Annotated in this window: 12 protein-coding genes and 1 pseudogene; 11 read left to right on the top strand and 2 right to left on the bottom strand. The window is 65.2% G+C overall.

Features of this window, described 5'->3' with window-relative positions; all coding sequences use genetic code 11:
- A pseudogene (locus ABH920_RS09675) lies at window positions 1-562 on the bottom strand (SGNH hydrolase); the annotation flags it as partial.
- A 13-nt stretch (window positions 563-575) separates the two neighbouring features.
- On the opposite strand from ABH920_RS09675, the gene ABH920_RS09670 reads away from it, so the two are divergent.
- The 6 genes from ABH920_RS09670 (at window position 576) to ABH920_RS09645 (ending at window position 11,281) form a co-directional block, all read left to right on the top strand.
- Window positions 576-806 carry a hypothetical protein gene (locus ABH920_RS09670; protein WP_370348545.1) on the top strand — a complete coding sequence of 77 codons (231 nt, stop codon included), beginning with the start codon at window positions 576-578 and terminating at the stop codon, window positions 804-806.
- 771 nt (window positions 807-1,577) lie between these two features.
- Window positions 1,578-7,673: an RHS repeat-associated core domain-containing protein gene (locus ABH920_RS09665; RefSeq protein WP_370348544.1), complete on the top strand. Its 6,096-nt coding sequence runs from the start codon at window positions 1,578-1,580 to the stop codon at window positions 7,671-7,673.
- Window positions 7,674-7,766: 93 nt separating this feature from the next.
- Window positions 7,767-8,741, top strand: a complete 975-nt coding sequence (locus tag ABH920_RS09660; protein ID WP_370348543.1) for a hypothetical protein — start codon at window positions 7,767-7,769, stop codon at window positions 8,739-8,741.
- 412 nt (window positions 8,742-9,153) lie between these two features.
- Window positions 9,154-9,561, top strand: coding sequence for a hypothetical protein (locus ABH920_RS09655; RefSeq protein WP_370348542.1), 408 nt, complete (start codon window positions 9,154-9,156; stop codon window positions 9,559-9,561).
- A gap of 350 nt (window positions 9,562-9,911) precedes the next feature.
- Complete coding sequence (locus ABH920_RS09650; protein ID WP_370348541.1) at window positions 9,912-10,361, top strand: hypothetical protein; 450 nt, start codon at window positions 9,912-9,914, stop codon at window positions 10,359-10,361.
- Window positions 10,362-10,732: 371 nt separating this feature from the next.
- Window positions 10,733-11,281, top strand: coding sequence for a hypothetical protein (locus tag ABH920_RS09645; protein ID WP_370348540.1), 549 nt, complete (start codon window positions 10,733-10,735; stop codon window positions 11,279-11,281).
- Between the two features lie 412 nt (window positions 11,282-11,693).
- On the opposite strand, the gene ABH920_RS09640 is transcribed toward ABH920_RS09645, so the two are convergent.
- Complete coding sequence (locus tag ABH920_RS09640; RefSeq protein ID WP_370348539.1) at window positions 11,694-12,302, bottom strand: DNA methyltransferase; 609 nt, start codon at window positions 12,300-12,302, stop codon at window positions 11,694-11,696.
- A 455-nt stretch (window positions 12,303-12,757) separates the two neighbouring features.
- Here ABH920_RS09640 and ABH920_RS09635 point away from each other — a divergent pair, with 455 nt between their 5' ends.
- From ABH920_RS09635 to ABH920_RS09615, 5 genes are read left to right on the top strand one after another with little or no spacing between them, the layout of a single operon-like run.
- Window positions 12,758-13,573 (top strand): hypothetical protein, encoded by an 816-nt coding sequence (locus tag ABH920_RS09635; protein WP_370348538.1) that lies wholly within the window; start codon window positions 12,758-12,760, stop codon window positions 13,571-13,573.
- Window positions 13,574-13,599: 26 nt separating this feature from the next.
- Window positions 13,600-13,998, top strand: a complete 399-nt coding sequence (locus tag ABH920_RS09630; protein WP_370348537.1) for a pilin — start codon at window positions 13,600-13,602, stop codon at window positions 13,996-13,998.
- A gap of 6 nt (window positions 13,999-14,004) precedes the next feature.
- Window positions 14,005-15,639 carry a conjugal transfer protein TrbL family protein gene (locus ABH920_RS09625; protein WP_370348536.1) on the top strand — a complete coding sequence of 545 codons (1,635 nt, stop codon included), beginning with the start codon at window positions 14,005-14,007 and terminating at the stop codon, window positions 15,637-15,639.
- Window positions 15,620-16,531, top strand: coding sequence for a PrgI family protein (locus ABH920_RS09620; RefSeq protein WP_370348535.1), 912 nt, complete (start codon window positions 15,620-15,622; stop codon window positions 16,529-16,531). Before ABH920_RS09625 ends, ABH920_RS09620 begins: the two co-directional genes overlap by 20 nt.
- 59 nt (window positions 16,532-16,590) lie before the next feature.
- A complete protein-coding gene (locus ABH920_RS09615) occupies window positions 16,591-18,300 on the top strand; it encodes a VirB4 family type IV secretion system protein (RefSeq protein ID WP_370348534.1) in 1,710 nt (569 codons plus the stop codon).

Raw genomic sequence — 18,300 nt, 5'->3', positions numbered from 1 at the left:
TGATGGTGTCGTCGCTGGTCAGCGTGTTGCTGGCGGCCTTCGTGGCGGCGCCGGTCGGGGCGGCCGCGGTCAGGCTGGTCGGCAGCTTCGTGACGAAGCCGGAGCCGGGATCGTCGGCCGTCGGTGTCGGGCCGGCGTGCTGGTCCGGGTGGGAGTCCCACATGATCGGCTGGGGCGCTGAGAAGACCGCGTTGCCGCCGGCGTCCGTGCCCTGGAGGTTCTCGTCCGAGTCCAGGCTGAGGGAGACGCCCGTGGCGTGCATGTGCATGCTGAGATCGGACAGCCCGGGGTCGGCCGCGGCCTTGGCGTCATGGACGACCAGGACTTCGGTGTAGGACACGCCGTTGGCGGCCAGCCGCAGGTCGACGCCAGGTAGCACGTTCGGGTACAGCGCGACGTCGCCGGAGACCTGGGGCGCCGGAAGGGTTTCCGGCAGCGACACCGAGACCGTCTTGCTGCCGTCGGCGCTGCCGAGGGTGACGGCCGGGCCGGTGCCCCCGGGCGAGAACGTCACCTGGCCCAACGACGCCTTCGGGGACAGTGAACCGTCGGCGTTCGTCACCAGGGTGGCGTCGATGGGAGTCCAGGCGCCGCTCTTCTTGACCCGGACCGGACTGGAGTCGGTGGTCGCGGTGAACGTCCCGTCGGGGTTCGCGACGATCTTCTGGGTCTCGGTCGTCAGCGCCGTGACTTCGGTGGCGGTGCCGGTCTCCTGCGCGGTCGTCGAAGCGTCGGCGGCCGCAGGCGGTGCTGCCGAGTCCTTCGTCGGTTTCGAGGGCTTCTTCGGCGGTGTTGTCGAGCCTTGAGTCTTCGATGGCGACGAGGGGGCCGTTGTCGACGTAGTTGAGGAAGACGTCGAGGAAGACGTCGATTCCGACGGGCCGGGCGTCGTCCCGGCGGAGGCCGGCGCCGGCGTTGCGACGATCAGGGCGGTCGCCGCGGCCGCGATGCCCGCGGTCAGTCGCTTTCGATTCCTTGGGTGCTGTGAGCGTCTTGAGGAAGCGCCCGGGGGCACGGTCATGAAGCCTCCGATAGAAACAGGATGACAGGTTTCGCACATTGTCGGGGATCCCGACGAATATCTGATTACGGTGGGCACGCTGCCCGTAGCGTTCGCACACGCTAGCGGCATGGCTCGAACGTGCTCAATGGGTATTCACCGGTGGCGTGCGAGCGCGATCCTTGACCGCATTAGGACAGCGAGGCCTTCTATTCAGGTTGATCAGCGGTCTGTATCGTCTCCAGGCGGCGCGTATACATGTTCGTATTCAGGTCGTCTCGTCATCGGGTGGGGTATCGGCATGCGTGGATGCGTTGTGTCTTTTGCTGTGTCGACGGTGTTCCGCCGGATTGTCGGGACCGCTGTCGCAGGTGCGACGATCGCGAGCTTCGTCGTGGGGTCCGGTGTCGGGGTCGCGGCCGCATCGACGGCGTCGACAGCGAAACGACCTGCGATGCCTGATATCAAGCGGGCGTCGGCGCATCCCTTTCCGCTGCAGAAGGCGGCTGGTCCTGCTCCAATGCCTGCTTTGCAGGTGGCTGGAACCTGGCCGGCGGCTAGGGAATCCGACGTCGCGGTGACGCACCGTACGGTGGCTGGTGCTTTGCAGGGCGGAGACGACGGCCTGACCTCGGCGGCCTCAACGTCGGGGATTCCACTGACTCTGGCGGCTAGAGGTCCATCGAGTACCGGGGTATCCGACGCCGCCGGGAATGGGGCGGTCGAGCCGAGTGTCCAGGTGCGGATGGCCGACCACGCCACAGCTCTGAAGGCGGGCGTGGACGGTGTTCTCTTCACGGTCGTGCCGCCGCCCGGCGCCCAGCCGTTCGGCGCGACAGCGGTGGTGGACTATAGCGGTTTCGCCGGCGCGGCCGGTGCCGACTATGGTAGTCGTCTGCGACTGGTCCAGCTGCCGGCGTGTGCGCTGACGACGCCGCAGGTCGCTGCTTGTCAGGTGCAGAAGCCGATCGCCGGCGGACGCAACTACGCCTCCGGCCACAAGCTCACCGCTGACGTGTCGGTCGGTTCCGGCGCGGATGCGTTCGGTGGTTCGTCGGGGCACCGGATCAGCCTGGCGCGTACTGATGTGACGGCCAGTGTCGCGGCGACACCGCTGGTGCTCGCGGCTACTGCCGGGAGCTCCGGGACCAACGGCGACTTCACGGCGACGTCGTTGTCACCGTCGGGTTCGTGGTCGGCCGGCGGTGCCAGCGGGGCGTTCACGTGGTCGTATCCGATCGCGGTTCCGCCGGTGGCGGCGGGTTCGGCGCCGTCGGTGGCGCTGTCATACGACTCCGGCAGCCTTGACGGCGAGACGGCGACCACCAACAACCAGCCGTCGTGGATCGGTGAGGGCTGGGACTATTCCCCGGGCTCCGTCGAGCGCAGCTATCGGCCGTGCTCGACGTTCACCGACCTACCGGCGGCCTCGCAGACCTCTGACAACTGCTGGGCCGGCCAGATCCTGACGTTGAGCCTCAAGGGCAAGTCCAACGCCCTGGTGTGGGATCCGGTCACGCAGCAGGTGAAGCTCCAGTCCGACGACGGATCCCGCATTCAGCGACTGACGGGTGCCAACAACGGCGCTCTCGGCGGTGAGTACTGGAAGGTCACGACCCCCGACGGGACGCAGTACTTCTTCGGCCGCGGCGGTGGCCCGGGGCAGACGACGCAGGGCGGAACCAACTCGACCTGGACGGAGCCGGTGTTCGGTGCGCATTCCGGGGACCCGTGCTACAGCTCTTCGGGGTTCTCGTCTTCCGTGTGTACGCAGGCGTGGCGGTGGAACCTGGACTACGTCGAGGACGCCCACGGCAACGGCACCATGTATTACTACACGCCGGAGACCAACTACTACGGCAAGAACGGCTCCACGACCGGTGTGGCGTACACCCGCGGCGGTTACCTGAACAAGATCGACTACGGGCTGCGGGACGAGAACGGGTCGGTGTACGGCCCGGCCACGCCGGACCAGATCCTGTTCACCGTCGGCGAGCGCTGCATTCCGGGTACGCCGTCGGGGAACACGTGCGCGGATTCGCAGTTCACCACATCCAACAGTTCCTACTGGCCGGATGTGCCGATCGACCAGTCCTGTGCGTCTGGGGCGACGTGCAACGTCAACGGCCCGACGTTCTGGTCCCGGGAGATGTTGACGAACATCACGACGCGGTACTGGAACGGTTCGGCGTATGTGAAGGTCGACTCCTACGATCTGGGGCACCAGTTCCCCAACGGTGGCGATCCGGCTTTGTGGCTGAGTTCGATCACGCGTACCGGGTATGCGGCCGACGGTTCGTCGATCGCGATGCCGACGATCACGACCAAGGGCCAGTTGCTGGCCAACCGGGTGCCGAACTACAACAGCCTGCCGCCGATGCTGCACTGGCGGTTGACGGACCTGTTCGGCGACACTGGCGCGGTGACCTCGATCAGCTACTCCACCGGGTGCTCGTCCACGACGATCCCCTCGGACGCCTCGACGAACACCTCGCAGTGCATGCCGGTGTACTGGACCCCGACCGGGTACTCAGCACCGATCTTCGACTGGTTCGACAAGTACGTGGTCACCAAGGTGACGACGCGCGACCCGAGCGCCTTGACCGCGGCTGAGGTCACCAGCTACGCCTATGTAGGGCCCGCGGCCTGGCACTTCGACGACAACGAGGTGGTGAAACCGGCCAACCGGACCTATGGCCAGTTCCGTGGATACGGCGAGGTGGACGTCAAGACCGGCGATCCTGACGCGCACGAGCAGCTGACCAAGACCGCGACCTTCTACTACCGCGGCATGAACGGCGACACGCTGCCCGGCGGCAAAACCCGCAGCGCGTCGATCAGCAACAGCCTTGGCGAGACCACTACCGACGACTACCGGTATCTGGACTCGCCGTATGAGACCGATGTGTTCAACGGCGACGGCGGTGCGCGGGTATCCGCGACCCTGACCGACTACACCGTAGCTGCCACCACGGCGACGCGGCCGCGTACCGGGCTTCCTTCTTTGACCGCGGATCTGGTCCGGACCGCCAGAACCAGGAAGCTCACCGACCTGGCCACCGGCACCTACCAGACCGCGACCACCACGAGCGCCTATGACGGGCTCGGCCGGGTGATCGCCTCGGATGCCAGCGGTGACAATGTGCCGGAGGTGTGCACCACCACGGCCTATGCCGACAACACGGCGCTGTGGATCAGGGACATGCCCTCGGAGGTGATCGCCTCGCAGCAGGCGTGCCCGCCGGCCGGGACCGCGCAGTCCGCCGTGGTGGCCGATACGCGGACCTTCTACGACGGCTCAGTGACTCTCGGGCAACTGGCCGGGCCAGGCAATGCGACGCGGACCGATGTGCTGAACAACTCCAACGGTGCGGCGGCCGCGTTCTTCACCAAATCCAGTTCCGGCTATGACACCTCCGGCCGCGTCACCTCCAGCGTCGATGCGCTCGGGCGCACCACCGGCACGGTATACACGCCCTCCGACGGCGGTGTCCTAACCCAGATCGCGGTCACGAACCCGGCGAGTCAGACCGTGACCACGGTGGACAACCCCGACCGCGGCACCATCGCCTCCAGCACGGACGTCGCCGGGCACGTGACCTCGGCGACCTACGACGCACTGGGGCGTATGACGCAGCTGTGGAAGCCAGGCCGGGTGCAGGGCACGAACACCCCGAACGAGACCTACTCCTACCTGATCCAGACCAACGGCCCCGAAGCCGTGACCGGCAACGTGCTGGTCGACTACGGCACCGGCACCGCCTACGCCACGACGGTCAAACTCAGCGACTCCCTCGGCCGCCTGGTGCAGACCCAGACCGCGACCGAAGGCGGCGGGTCCCAGGTCTCGGACACCTTCTACGACGGCCACGGCTGGACCGTGGCCACCAACGACCACTACCTGATCAGCCCGGCCCCCTCCACGACAGTGCAGTACGTCGCCGTCAACGCCGTCGACGCCCGCACCGTGAACACCTACGACGGGACCGGGCGCGTCACCCTGGCCAGCAAGTACAAGCTGGGCAACGCCACCCAGACCACGCAGACTATCTACGGCGGCGACCGGACCACGGTGATCCCGCCCACCGGCGGCGTCACCACCACCACGGTCAAGGACGTCCGCGGCCAGATCAGCGAACTCGACCAGTACACAGTCGCACCGACCGTCAACGGCAACTTCGTCAGCGGTGGCTTCTACCAGCCCACCACCTACAGTTACGACGCACTGGGACGGCAGACCACGCTCAGTTCTTCGGGCTCCACGTGGTCCTCCACGCTGGACATGCTGGGAAACAAGCTCTCGCGGAACGATCCCGACACTGGCGTCAGCAGCACCCAGTACGACCTGGACGGCGAAGTCACCTCCACCACAGACGCCCGCGGGCAGATCCTCGCCTACACCTATGACATCCTCGGCCGTAAAACCGCCGAATTCTCGGGCTCGACCACCGGCACCAAACTGGCGTCCTGGACCTGGGACACCCTGCAAGCCGGCAAGCTCTCCAACGAAACTCGGTACACCACCGCCGGCAACTACGTCACCGGTACCAGCAGCTACGACGGCATGGGCAACCCCATGGCCCAGTATGTCACCCTGCCGTTCCAGGAGACCGGTATGAAGGGGACTTGGACCACCGGCTACTCCTACTCATCCACCGGACTGGAGTTGTCCATCGGCCCGGCGCCGGTCGCGGGCGTCCCCGGTGAGACCATCACCAACACCTACGACGCCTTCGGCCGGCCGGTCGAGGTCGCCGGCACGTCGGTCACCGCGTCGCAGAACATGAACGGCTACGGGCTCCCCGGGCAGATCACCTACGGCGGCGGCGCCAGCAACAACGTGTGGCGCTCCTTCACCTACGACGTGCAGACGTTGAAGGTCACCGACGACAACGTCACCGCGCAACTGGCCACACCCCAGGTCAACGACACCCAGTACAGCTATGACCCGTCCGGCCAGATCACTCAGATCAACGACACCGAAGGCCCCAAGGGCATCTCGCCGATCGACGACCAGTGCTTCACCTACGACAGCCTGGACCGTCTGAACGCGGCCTGGTCCGCCACCGACGCCTGCGCCGCCGGCCCGAACAACGGCGCCGGCGGCAACATCGGTGGCCCCAATCCCTACTGGCTGTCCTGGACCTTCAACGCCAACGGCACCCGCGCGTCGCAGACCACGCACGCCCTGCCAGGCGCCACCGGCGGCGACACCACCACCAACTACTCCTACAACACCGGCGGCACCCACAGCCTCGCAGCCACAACCACCAGCGGACCGAACGGCACCACTGGGGCCAGCTACAACTACGATCAGTCCGGCGACACCAGCAGCCGCCCCGACGTCACCGGAACCCAGAACCAAACCCTGAACTGGGACGCCGACGGCCACCTGGCCAAGGACACCGCCGCAGCCGGCACCACCACCTGGGTCTACGACGCCGACGGCAACCAGATAGTCCGCCATGACCCCGGATCGATGACCCTGTACCTGCCCGGCCAGGAAATCACCCGCACCGCCAACGGCACCCTCAGTGCCGTCCGGTATTACACGCTGTCCGGCACCGTTGTGGGCGAGGGCGGAGGCCAGGCAGCCACCACCGAATACCTGATCGGCGACCAACACGGCACCGGCGAGATCGCCATCAACACCAGCACCCTGGCCGTCACCCGCCGAGCTTTCGACCCCTACGGCAACGCGCGCGGCGCAGCCACAGGCGGTGCTTGGCCCGACAGGCATGGCTTCATCGACAAACCCACCTCGACGACTACGGGACTCACCGATGTTGGTGCCCGCAAGTATGACGCCACAGCGGGGCGCTTCATAAGCGTTGATCCACAACTGGACGCGAACGACCCCCAATCGCTTACCGGATACGCATACAGTGATAACACCCCCGCCACCGGTAGCGATCCGAGCGGTCTCATGCGAGAGTTGATGAACGATGAGTCCGATTCATCAGGCGATACGTCCAGCCCATCGGATTACGTTTACATCACGGGCAACGCGACGGTTCCCAAACCCTCCTGGCGTATTGGCCGCGAGTTCGATGTTGACACGGATGGAACTGTCTTTCCGCAAGATCCCGGACTTCCGGATTTCAAGGGACTTTCCACATTCGCGGACCCAGCAGCCGCGCTGGCCAGCACGAACGGCAAGTACGTCTACCGAATTGATGTCAGCCAGCTGGAAGATATTGGGTTCAGCCCATATGCCGACGGAGGAACCAGCCCAGATCTCAACGCCGGACACGTATCTTGGTACCCTAAGCTTGGAGGGATGCCGAGCGATGAACTCGCTACTCAAATCAGCAAGATCACCGGCGAGCGGGTCACTCTGTCCGACGGGACGCCAATGACCAGGGCGAACATGGGTGACGGTGACTGGACTGCCTCGGCACTCCGGGCCCAAGCCAACGTTCAAAGCGCATACGAGGCACGTCAAGCGGCCAAGGCCGCGGCCGCTGCTAAGGAAGCGGCGGATCAGGGTGTGAAGGGCGGAAGGGATGCGGATCCGGCGGACGAGGTAGGTGGAAGCCGGCTGGGAACCGCGTCCGACATGCTCGGACGGGTTGGGGGCCCCATTGATCTTATAACGATGATTGTTGATCCGCCCTCGTTCTGCTCTATGGTTCCCAACGCCCCCAGCTGTCATCCGGTGCAAAACGGCTAAGCGTGTCGCGACGGCTTGCCCGAGGTGGCGGTTTCGGTTGGGGCACAGCCACTTCGGGTCCTGTAGTTCATCACATCGGAGAAGCAGACTTTCATGGTTCACCGTCAGGCAACTGATCTTTGGCGGGAGTTCGGACGTGCCGAAGCCTCGCTTAGGCAGCACGCTGCTGCGGTCAATAGTATTCGTGCTTCGGAGCTGAATGATCTGGTGATGCTTCGATCGGATAGGCCGAAGTATGTTGATACCTTTCTCGCTCGGGATGCCACGGCGAGCAATCGCGCTATGCTGGTCGACACTGTCTTATGGGATTCTTCATGGAACGGGCCGGCGCAGCGCTCTCTCTTTGCCGCGCTCGGCTCGATTGAGACCGACACGGTCGTTGCGGCAATGCCAGAATATGCGCGCCGGATGCTGGATCAGGATCCATACGACTTCGACTATACGTCCGCGCTGTTACTAGCGTGGCGATATCGGCAGTCAAGCCTCGTAGCAAGGCTGCTTTCAAAGCTACTCAGCAGCGACGATCCGGCGATTAGCGCGACTGCCACCGATTTCCTGGAAGATCACGATTTCGATGAGGCTGTCATGGAGGGGCTTGAACCGGTCGACAGCGCGTCGCAGGCTAGCCGGTTCATTAGCGCGCCGAGAGCCACTGAAGCGACAAATGACTGCTGGGAGCAATACGAAATCTCCTCGGCCCAATATGAGGCGGTCGTTCGGGAGATCCGAGATTCGAGGCCGGGTGAAGTTGCAATTAAGGCCATGGGAGGGATTCGTGCGACTTCAGGCCTTGGTGCCCTAATCTCCGCGACCATGTTCGGCATGCCGCGACAAATCTATGAACTTCTTGCCAGATGCGATTCTGGGTTTATCAATCTGACGATTGACCAGCTCGAGGGCATCGCTACGACGGTTCCGCAATATGTGGTTCACGCGGTACTGGACCTTCCGCAGGTAATGATGGAGCTGGGGCTTGAGAGCCGTTCGATTGGCTTCATGAGAGCTGTCGAGCAGGCATACGGAATGTTCGATCGCTTCGGATGGCTGACGGAGCCGCGCAGCCGGTGACGATCACCGGGTCATCGCTGTTGCCGTCAGGATCAAGGCCGCGGAAGCCGAGGTCGGCCGGGGCGTGTTTGCGGCGGTCTGAAGTGGGGTCTGTCACGCTTTCCGGGAGCGGCCGGAGTGGATCATCGTATCGGTGGGCGCGCTGGAGCCGTTTCGTGCTTCGAGCGTTCCTCGAGCGCTTGTCCCGCGCGAGTCGTGGTGTCGCAACCGTGTGAGACATGGAAGATGCGGTGGAGTCGTGGACTGCGGTGTTGTTCGGGGACGACGCCAAATCGGTCGTCGAGTCCGTGCGGCGCAGTGGTTCGGAGGTGTGTATCGCCGTGCGGGGAACCTCCATCTCGGCGTCGTGCCCAGGCTGTGGTGTCCGTTCGTCCCGGGTCCACGGCGCGTCTAGCTGCGGCATCCGGCCGATGTGTCGCTGGCAGGGCTGCCGGTGCGCCTGGCACTGAGGGTTCGCCGGTTCGTGTGCTTCGCCGTGGCATGCTCGCGTCGCACGTTCGTCGAGCAGATCCGGGGCCTGACATTCCGGTACGGGCGCTGCACGCTGGGTCTTCGCGTGTTGCGTGAGCGGATCGCTTTGGCGCTGGTCGGGCGTGCTAGAACGCGTCTGGCAGCCGCCACCGGAGTTCCGAGCGGACGGATGACGTTGATCCGACTGGTCAAGGCACTGCCGGACCCGGACCGGCCAACTCCGAGGATTCTCGGCGTCGACGACTTCGCGACCAGGCGTCATCGGTATAGCACCGTGCTGACGGATTGCGAGACCCACCGCGTCGTTGACATGCTGCCCGGCCGTGATTCGGCTCCACCGGCGCGCTGACTGGCCGAGCATCCAGGCGTGGAGATCGTCTGCCGGGACCGCGCCGGCGCTGACGCCGAGGGCGCCCGTCGCGGCGCTCCTGACGCCGTCCAGGTCGCAGATCGCTACCCGGAAGTCGCCGCGCATCGCGACTGTATCCACGCCGTCACGCTGCCCGCAGTCGGCAACGCGACGGCGAACGAGGACGATGAGCCCATCGCCGCCACGCTGGCGGGGCCGTTCGCCGAATGTGTCCGCGAGCACCACGCCATCGTCCACGACCTGCTCACTGCCGGCCACAGCATCCGCGTGATCGCCCGACACCTGGGATCGGGACGGCACACCGTCCAGCGGTACGCACGGGCCGAGCGGTGGCAGGACATGGTCAAGGGCTGGCTGAAACGACCAGCGGCATCGCCCCGTTTACGCCCTACCTGCTGCGACGCTGGGACGAGGGCCACACCAACGTCCTCCAGTTGCACCGCGAGATCACCGCGCAAGGCTACACGTCGCTGTACGCTCCTCACGTCAGATTGACGCCGGATTCGGTTAAGAATATTGACCAAGCGCACCTCGACGAGATGGGTGCCCAATTGTGGCGCGATGCCGTCAGCAAGACTGCGGATTGGTGCAAAGCTAACTCGGCGGCCGGCAAGGGATTTACGAATGTTCTTTCCACGGTTAAAGTCCAAATTGGAGATAAATATGTAACTAGACTCGTCGTCATTACGAGTCAGGCTGGTATGCCCGAGGATCTTCGGCGCTTGTATGAGGACGAGTTCGACGCCGCGATATACCAGGCCACTCCACCAGGAGACTGAACAATAAATGGCCACGCGGAACAAGCGGCCGACGACTGGCGGGCTAATCTAGATCGTCAGGTTAGGGATCTGCAGGGGCCGGTTACCGACGTCACGAACGCACTGGTGACAAATGCGATATGCGAAGTATGCGAGTCGGCCTTTCGAGGGTTTGTCGGCAAGTCGGATAAATTTGTAGGTACGAACGGGTTCATTCCGGCGAGGGCATCGTCGATGAAGCTCTAAAGAGCGAAATGCGGTCGGTTTCTGGTGGGGCGAGGCTCCCGAACGTAGTCAACGTTGTAGACTACTTCTACACGTTTGGTGGGGATAGCAGCAACGACGACAACCAAGAGGAAGATAGTAGACGACAACCAAGAGGAAGATAGTAGATGAACGTACTCGTCAGGGATGCCACCGATCCAGTCGCTGCCGCTGTCCGAATGCTCCCATGGGAAGATTACCTTGCCTGCTGTTGGGCCGTATGCGACAGTGTGTGGCGTGCCTACTCTGGTGACGAGGTTGAACCCTTCGCGGATCTCGTAACGGATTCACTTTCAACTCTACGGCTATGGCTTGCCGACGGCATATCCGATTTTGGCAGTCTGGAAGAGCGTTGGGAAAGGGTTTCAGAGGATATTCGTGAAGGTCGTCTTCCTGGCCTCATTAACCTCAGGACAGTGGCGTACGTGCTCTGCACCGAGATGACTGGCACGAGTCGTAATTACGCGAGCATCGGTTCACTGTTTTTGCCGATTGTGAATTGGCGCCTTGGGCGCGAACATCACGATAAGGGGTTCTTCTCAGTCAATGCGCGCGTGATGGATCTGGATAGCCCTGAATACAGATGCTTGCAAGCTATTCGTGAGTTGGCGGAGGATCTGTTGAGGCGCGGACGCGGTGCTGTCCTTGAGAATCCTCCGCTTTTAGTGCTTGGATGAGAAGGGCGTAGCTGTTAGGGGGTGACAAAGAGGATCGGGTAAATGTGCCGAGTCCTGGGTGCCAGGTCTTCCCCTATGTTTCCGACGTCCGCGCTCTTGTCGGTCAGCTTGCGTGCGGAACTGGAATGGTTCTTCAGCTGGAGCAACTACGGTGATCCGTTGTCGTCCAAGGCGACGTCGTCGAAGTGTTCGAGGGTGGCCGCCAGATAGGGTTGGTCGAGGGGCTGCTTCACCCCTTCGAGCAGCGGCCATTGCACCGGGGGGAGATAACCAAGCGCAGATGAGGCTGCCGAATGCGACTGGCCTGACACCTTGTGCAGTCTTGCTGGGGCCTGAGGGGATGTAAATAACTCAGGCCTCGAAGATGTGCTCGTGTCGCAATCGTTACCCGTGATGAGGGTTCTGGTCCGGGTTACGCCGGACCGTCCAAAGCCGGTCGTCTGAACAGCAAGAGGCTGACAGGCGTTCCGATTACTGTCCGCCGGCCGACCATCTCGAATCTTGCGGCCACGAAGGCTTCCTCGAGCGTGCCGGGGATGTCGCTGCACGGCGTCGGCCAGCAGATGATGCCGTAAAGGCTTTGCGGAATCGTCACTCGGGCGCAGTCGGATACCGCCGAGACCGAACCTTCGATGAACTCGGCGAGATCGGAGGCGGTGCCACTGCAGTCGGCACGGACGGTAGTGCCGGTCTGAGGTGCCGTCAGCACCATCGACGCCCGGTGTCGCCTGGTGTCGTCCGCCAGCAACCTGACTAGCGTGTCGACGCTGCCGTTCACCACCGCGGCGAACCCATCGCGACCTGCATCCGTGGCGCGCTCGATGCGGGTTCGTGCCACGTTCACCCAGTAGGGCTCATGTTCGACGCCGATGGCCATGCGGCCGGCGCGTACGGCCTCGACCAGGATGTCGCCTGAGCCGCAGATCGGGTCGAGGAGCAGGCCTTCTTGTTCGGTATACGTGGTGATGGCGTGCTGCGCGAGTTCGGTGACGGAGCGTTGGTGGTGGGCCTGCGGTCGCATATGTAGTTGTCCTTCGGCGAGTGGCGGGTGGTGTTCCGATCACTGCCGAAGTCCGGTTTCACGCCGTGAAACTGTCCGGCGCTTGCGCCGTTTCACTCCACTGGCCGCCAACGGCTGCGTGAAATGAGCGTGAAAACCATCGCGTAAGTGTGATCATCGATCTGATGCGGCGCCGTGGATGGCGTGGCGCAGACCGGCAGAACGGGTGAATCTCGAGCAGCGCGAGTTGACGGGTTCCCAAGCTCTCGGTTGGGGGTCGTCACCGTGAAACGTCCAGGTCCATGAGATCGGGCGACGTTTCACTGCTTCGCCGTCATCGGGCTGGCGCGGGCCTCGCTGCGTAGGCAATTCACGATGTGCGGTCGCATTTGCCACTTTCTCGCGACAGATATTTGATCGCTGTGGTCGTAGCTGGAAAGGCAATCAACTTTCCGGCGACCACGGAGGTCAACGAAATGACGGGTACCACCGCTCTTGCGGCCGCATCGCGCGAATTCGATTCGCTGGTGGCTCTTCCGGTTCTCCTGGATGGACGCTTGTTCGGGGAAGACCGGGATCTGCGTCTCGACGAGGTCAAGGAACTTCTTCTCGTGCGTGCCACGTCTCCTGCGGTTCGCGATCTGATCTGGCGCGAGATCGTCAACAATGCATGTTCGGGCGACGGGATCTGGACTACGGTCGCGCTCGGCATGGCGGTGCCGGGTCTTGCGAATCTGGCAAGGCAGTTCGCCCGCGACTACGTCGACACGAGCTACGACGACTTGTGCGCCGAGGTCGTGACCGCGTTCTTGGAAGCGCTTCGAACGGTCGACGTCGACCGGCCGGCGATTCTGACGCGGGTGTACTGGTCGACGTATCGCGCCGTTCGGCGGTCGGCCTACACCGAGGTCCTTGCGGCCAGGACCGCCGCAGCTGCGGCCACCGAGGCTCGCATCGTGCCCGAGGGCGGCCATCCGGACCTTGTGCTGATCAGGCTCGTCGCAGAGAACGTGATCACAGAGGCTGAGGCGAGCCTGATCTCTGCTGTGCGCCTGGACCGGCGGTCCCTGGGCGATGTCTCCGAGCTGCTGGGGATCAGCACGAACGCGGTCCTGCTGCGCCTGCGCAAGGCCGAGATGCGCGTCGCAGCCCATCTGACCGGCACCACGGCATGCACTCGGAGGGCTTTCAAGCAGGGCCGAAAGAGTGAAGCCGCTGTTGGCTCGGACAGTTTCGGGGCCTCCGACCGGACTTCCGTGGTCGAGGAGCCGCCCGGGATCCTCGCCGCCTGAGGCGGATCCGACGAAGGACGTTCTCGATGACTTCGAACCTCGCACCCCGTCCGCGCTCACCCCGACGGCCACCGAGCGCGGCGGTCTATCACCGCCGTCGCGCGGTGCTGCTGCTGTTCGTCTCGGTCGTGCTGCTGGTCTTCGCTGCGACGCGCGCTCCGGCGGCGACCGCGGACCCGCATCCGGCCGTGATGGACCTGTCGAAGGTCGCGGACAACATCACCGGCTGGGTCGTCGGGATTCTCGCGGCGGTGGCGACGATGTTCCTCACGATCGGCGGGCTGCGCTATGTGATGGCGGGCGGCGATGCCGGTGAAGTCGAGAAGGCGAAGTCGTCGCTGAAGTCTGCGATGTACGGCTACGGCCTCGCGATGCTGGCGCCGGCCGTCGTGCAGGTGTTGCAGACCATCGTCACGAAGAGCTGATCGACCGTGCCGGTGACCACGGCCAGTGTGCGCAGCCTGGTCCGTTTCACGGTCCTGGCCGTGCTCGTACTGGCAGTGCTCGTGGGGCTCGGCGCCGGAGCCGCGTTCGCGGAGCCGGCGCCGAGCCCGCCTGTCCCATCTCCTGTGGTGCCGTCGCCGCTGCCCGGGATCTACGGCCCCGGCTTCACCCCGGACTCCTCGGTGCCGCCGCCGACCGGTCCGCTGCCTGGTCAGGACGCCCCGGGAGCGCAGGACCCTGGCTTCTTCGACATCCCGGGCCAGATCGAGAAGGCGATCGACACCTGGTTCGGGAACCTGGTCAAGCAGGCCCTGGAACCCGTCCTAAAGCTGCTCGGCAGCACGCTGCTGGCGTCACCGAACCTCACCAACGGCCGGGTCAGGCAAATCTGGGAGGGCGTACTCGTCACGACGAACGTCGTCTATGTCCTCTTCGTGCTGGCCGGGGGCCTGATCGTCATGGGCCACGACACCGTCCAGTCCCGCTACAGCCTCAAGGAGATCGTTCCACGCCTGGTCATCGGCATGGTCGCCTCCAACGCCTCGCTGTGGCTGATCAACCAGCTGATCGGTATCGCGAACGCGCTGTCGGCGGCGTTGATGGCCGGCCCCGTCTCCGCAGAGGGTGTCGGCAACGTGCTGACCTCGACCTTGATGGGCAACGTGCTGCTGTTCGGCGCGGGCAATCTGTTCATGGTGCTCATCGGCCTGGCGATCGCTGTGCTGGGCGTCGCATTGCTGATCACGTACCTGCTCCGGTCGGCCACGCTCGTCGTGTTGACCGCCGGTGCACCGCTGGCCTTCGCGTTTCACGCGCTGCCCCAGACCGAGGGCGTAGCCAAGCTCTGGTGGCGGGCGCTCTTCGGATGCGGCGCGATCCAGGTCCTGCAAGCACTCGTCCTGGACACGAGCATCCAGATCTTCTTCGATCCGCAGGCGACGAACGTCATCGGGCTCCCGACCAGCGGTGGCCTCATCGATCTGCTGGTGTGCCTGTGCCTGTTCGTCGTACTACTGAAGATTCCCGGCTGGGTGCAGCGAGTCGTGATGGGACGCTCGCCCTTTCACCCGAGCATGGCCGGCCAGATGGCTCGAGCCTTCATCTACTACAAGACCTGGGGCCTGCTCCGGGGCGGTGGTGGCATCCGGATGCCACGACGGAGCAGCGGCAGGGGTGGTCCCGGTCCCGGACGTTCCGGGCCACCTCCGGGCGGCACGATCACGCCGATGCGCGGGCCGCGTCCCGGCGGCGGGAGCGGCGGGCTCGGGGGCTGGCGTCCGCGCCCGCCAACCATGACCGCGACTCAGGAGCCGCCGCCTCCCGGCTCGCCGGCGCCGAGTCCTCCGCGCGGTCCGCGCCGGCCGGGGCCTGCTCCGCTGCCGCCGCCCGGCCCGGTCCGCCGTCCGCTGGCTCTGCCGCCTGGCCGCAGCGCGCGGCTGGACCAGCGGCACCGGGCCACGGTCGCGAACCCTCCGCGCCACGGCGAGCAGACGGCTCTGTTCCCAGCTCCCGAATCTCCACTACGTCGACCGCCGAGGTTGCCGACCTCACCGGCCTCGCCGAAGCAGCCGAGCCCGCCGACACCGCAAGGAACTCGAACCCGTGGCAGATCACCTCGATGAAGACGCGATCCCGATCGTCCGTATCCCTGCCGACGTTGACCAGCCCGACAAGATCGTGGCCGGGCTCACTGCCCGCCAGCTCGCGGTACTCGGCACGACCACCTTGGTGCTCTGGCTCGGCTACCAGGCCTGCCGCCACCTGGTCCCGCCGATTCCGTATCTGTTGGCTTCGGCCCCGGTTCTGCTCGGCACTGCCGTCGCCGTCACGATGAAGCACGATGGCGTACCGCTGGACCGCCTGCTCGGCGTCTGGGCCAGGTACAAGAGGACCCCGGCACGGCAGGTTTTGGCGCCCGAAGGCATTCCCGAGGTGCCCAAGCGCCTGGCGAAGTCGCCTCGCACTCGGCCGGCGCCGTTCGTCTCGCCAGTACGCGAAGTTGCCGAGACCGGAGTGCTGGACCTCGGTTCCGACGGCGTCAGCGCTCTGGCCCGGTGCTCGACGGTGAACCTCTCTCTGCGGTCGCCGCGCGAGCAGAGCGTCCTGCTGGCCGGGTTCGCTCGCTGGCTCAACAGCTTGACCGGCCGGACCGCCATCACCGTGCGGAGCCGACCAGCTGACCTGTCCGGGGTCTGTGACTCGCTACTGACTCAGGCTGCCGGCCTTCAGAACGAGGCCCTGCGCGCCGCTGCGTCCGAACACGCGAACTTCATCGCCCATCTCGTCGCCGACGAGCAGCTGCTGACACGCGAAGTGATCGTGGCCGTGCACGAGCCTTCCAAGGCCGCGGCATCTCGTCTCCATCGCCGACTCGAAGACGCCGACTCGCTGCTCGGCTGCGCTGATATCGCCGTGGACCCACTGCGCGAGCCCGCAGCCACTGCCTTGATCAACGACGCATACAACCCGTCTCCGGCAAGGCTGTGCGACATGGCCTGGGAGGAAGTCCTGTGATCCAAAACCTGCTTTCGACTCGTGGTAGAGGTGTCTCCTCGTGGTTCGGCCCGTCGAGCTTGGCGATCGAGCCGCGGAGGCTGAGCATCGGGGACGGCTTCGCGACGAGCTTCGCCGTCGCCGACTACCCGGCCGACGTCATGCCGGGCTGGCTCGACCCGCTCACCTCCTACGCGGGCCGCCTCGACCTGGCGCTCCACATCGAACCGGTTCCGTCGAGCGAGGCAGCCGACCGCCTGCGCCGTCAACGCGCCCGCCTGGAATCGACCCGTCGCCGCGGCTTCGAACGAGCGTCGCTCGACGACCCGGACCTGGAATCCGCTGCCGCCGACGCGCGAGAACTCGCTTACCGGGTCTCCTCAGGGTCGGGGAAGTTGTTCCGCGTCGGGATCTACCTGACCGTGCACGCTGGCAGCGCGGCGGAGCTGGAGGTCGAGGCTGCTCGTGTGCGGGCCGTGGCCGACAGCATGCTGCTCAAGCTCGTTCCCCTGACCTATCGCGCTTTGGAAGGCTGGTGCGCGACCCTGCCGCTCGGGATCGACACCGTTCTCCTGCGCAGAACCTTCGATACAGAAGCCCTCGCGACCTGCTTCCCCTTCGCGTCCACCGACCTGCCGCTGCCCCGCGAGACCGACTCGGCAGTCCTCGTCGGCGCCAACGCGACCGGAGCCGGCGTCGTGCTGTGGGACCGCTGGAGCCTGCCCAACTTCAACTCCGTGACCCTGGCGTCGTCCGGGGCAGGCAAGTCGTATGCGACGAAGCTGGACGTGCTGCGCTCCCTGTATCGCGGCGTCCGGGTCCTGGTCGTCGACCCGGAAGACGAATACGACCGCGTCGCGGCAGCCGTCGGCGGCACGCGCATCGCGCTCGGCCTCGACGGCGTTCGCATCAACCCGTTCGACCTCCCACCAGCCGCCGCCCGCACCCCCGACGCGCTGAAGCGACGGGCCCTGTTCGCACAGACTGTCGTCGCCGTCCTCCTAGGCTCATCGCTGTCGGCCGACGAGCGCGCGGCTCTCGACGCTGCGGTCCTCGACGCGTACGCGGCCAAGGGAATCACCGACGATCCAGCGACGCACGACTTGCTCGCCCCAACGCTCGCCGACGTTGTCGAAGCACTCCGGAATGCAAAACCGGCGGCCGCCATCTCGCTCGCCGAGCGACTGACTCCGCACACCCGCGGCTCCTTCGGCGGCCTGTTCAACGGCCCGACGACCGTCGAGACCGGCAGCCACCTCACCGTATTCGCGCTCCGTCACCTGCCGGACGAACTGCGCGCGGCGGGCATCCTGCTGACCCTTGACGCGATCTGGCGTGAAGTCTCCGACCCGAACCGCAGTACGCGGCGCCTGGTCGTGGTCGACGAGGCATGGCAGCTCATGGCCGTGCCTGACGGCGCGCAATTCCTGTTCCGCATGGCCAAGTCCGCGCGCAAGTACTGGGCCGGCCTCGCAGTGGTGTCGCAGGACGTCGGAGACTTCCTCAGCACCGACCTCGGTCTGGCCGTTGTCGCGAACGCAGCTACGCAGATCCTTCTGCGTCAGGCGCCGCAGTCCATCGACCACGTCGCGAGTGCCTTCCGGCTGTCGGCGGGAGAACGGAGCTTCGTCCTGACCGCTGCCCGGGGCCAGGGACTCGTGATGTCCGGGACCACGCGAGCGGCGTTCACTGCCGTCGCTTCGCCCTTCGAGCACGGTCTCGTGACGACTGATCCCGAAGAGGTTGCTGCACTTGGCCGTGTGGCGAGCAGCGACGGGGAGGTCCTTTGA

The sequence above is a fragment of the Catenulispora sp. EB89 genome, from assembly GCF_041261445.1.
Lineage (GTDB): Bacteria > Actinomycetota > Actinomycetes > Streptomycetales > Catenulisporaceae > Catenulispora.
This window is presented reverse-complemented; position numbering and strand designations above follow the sequence as displayed.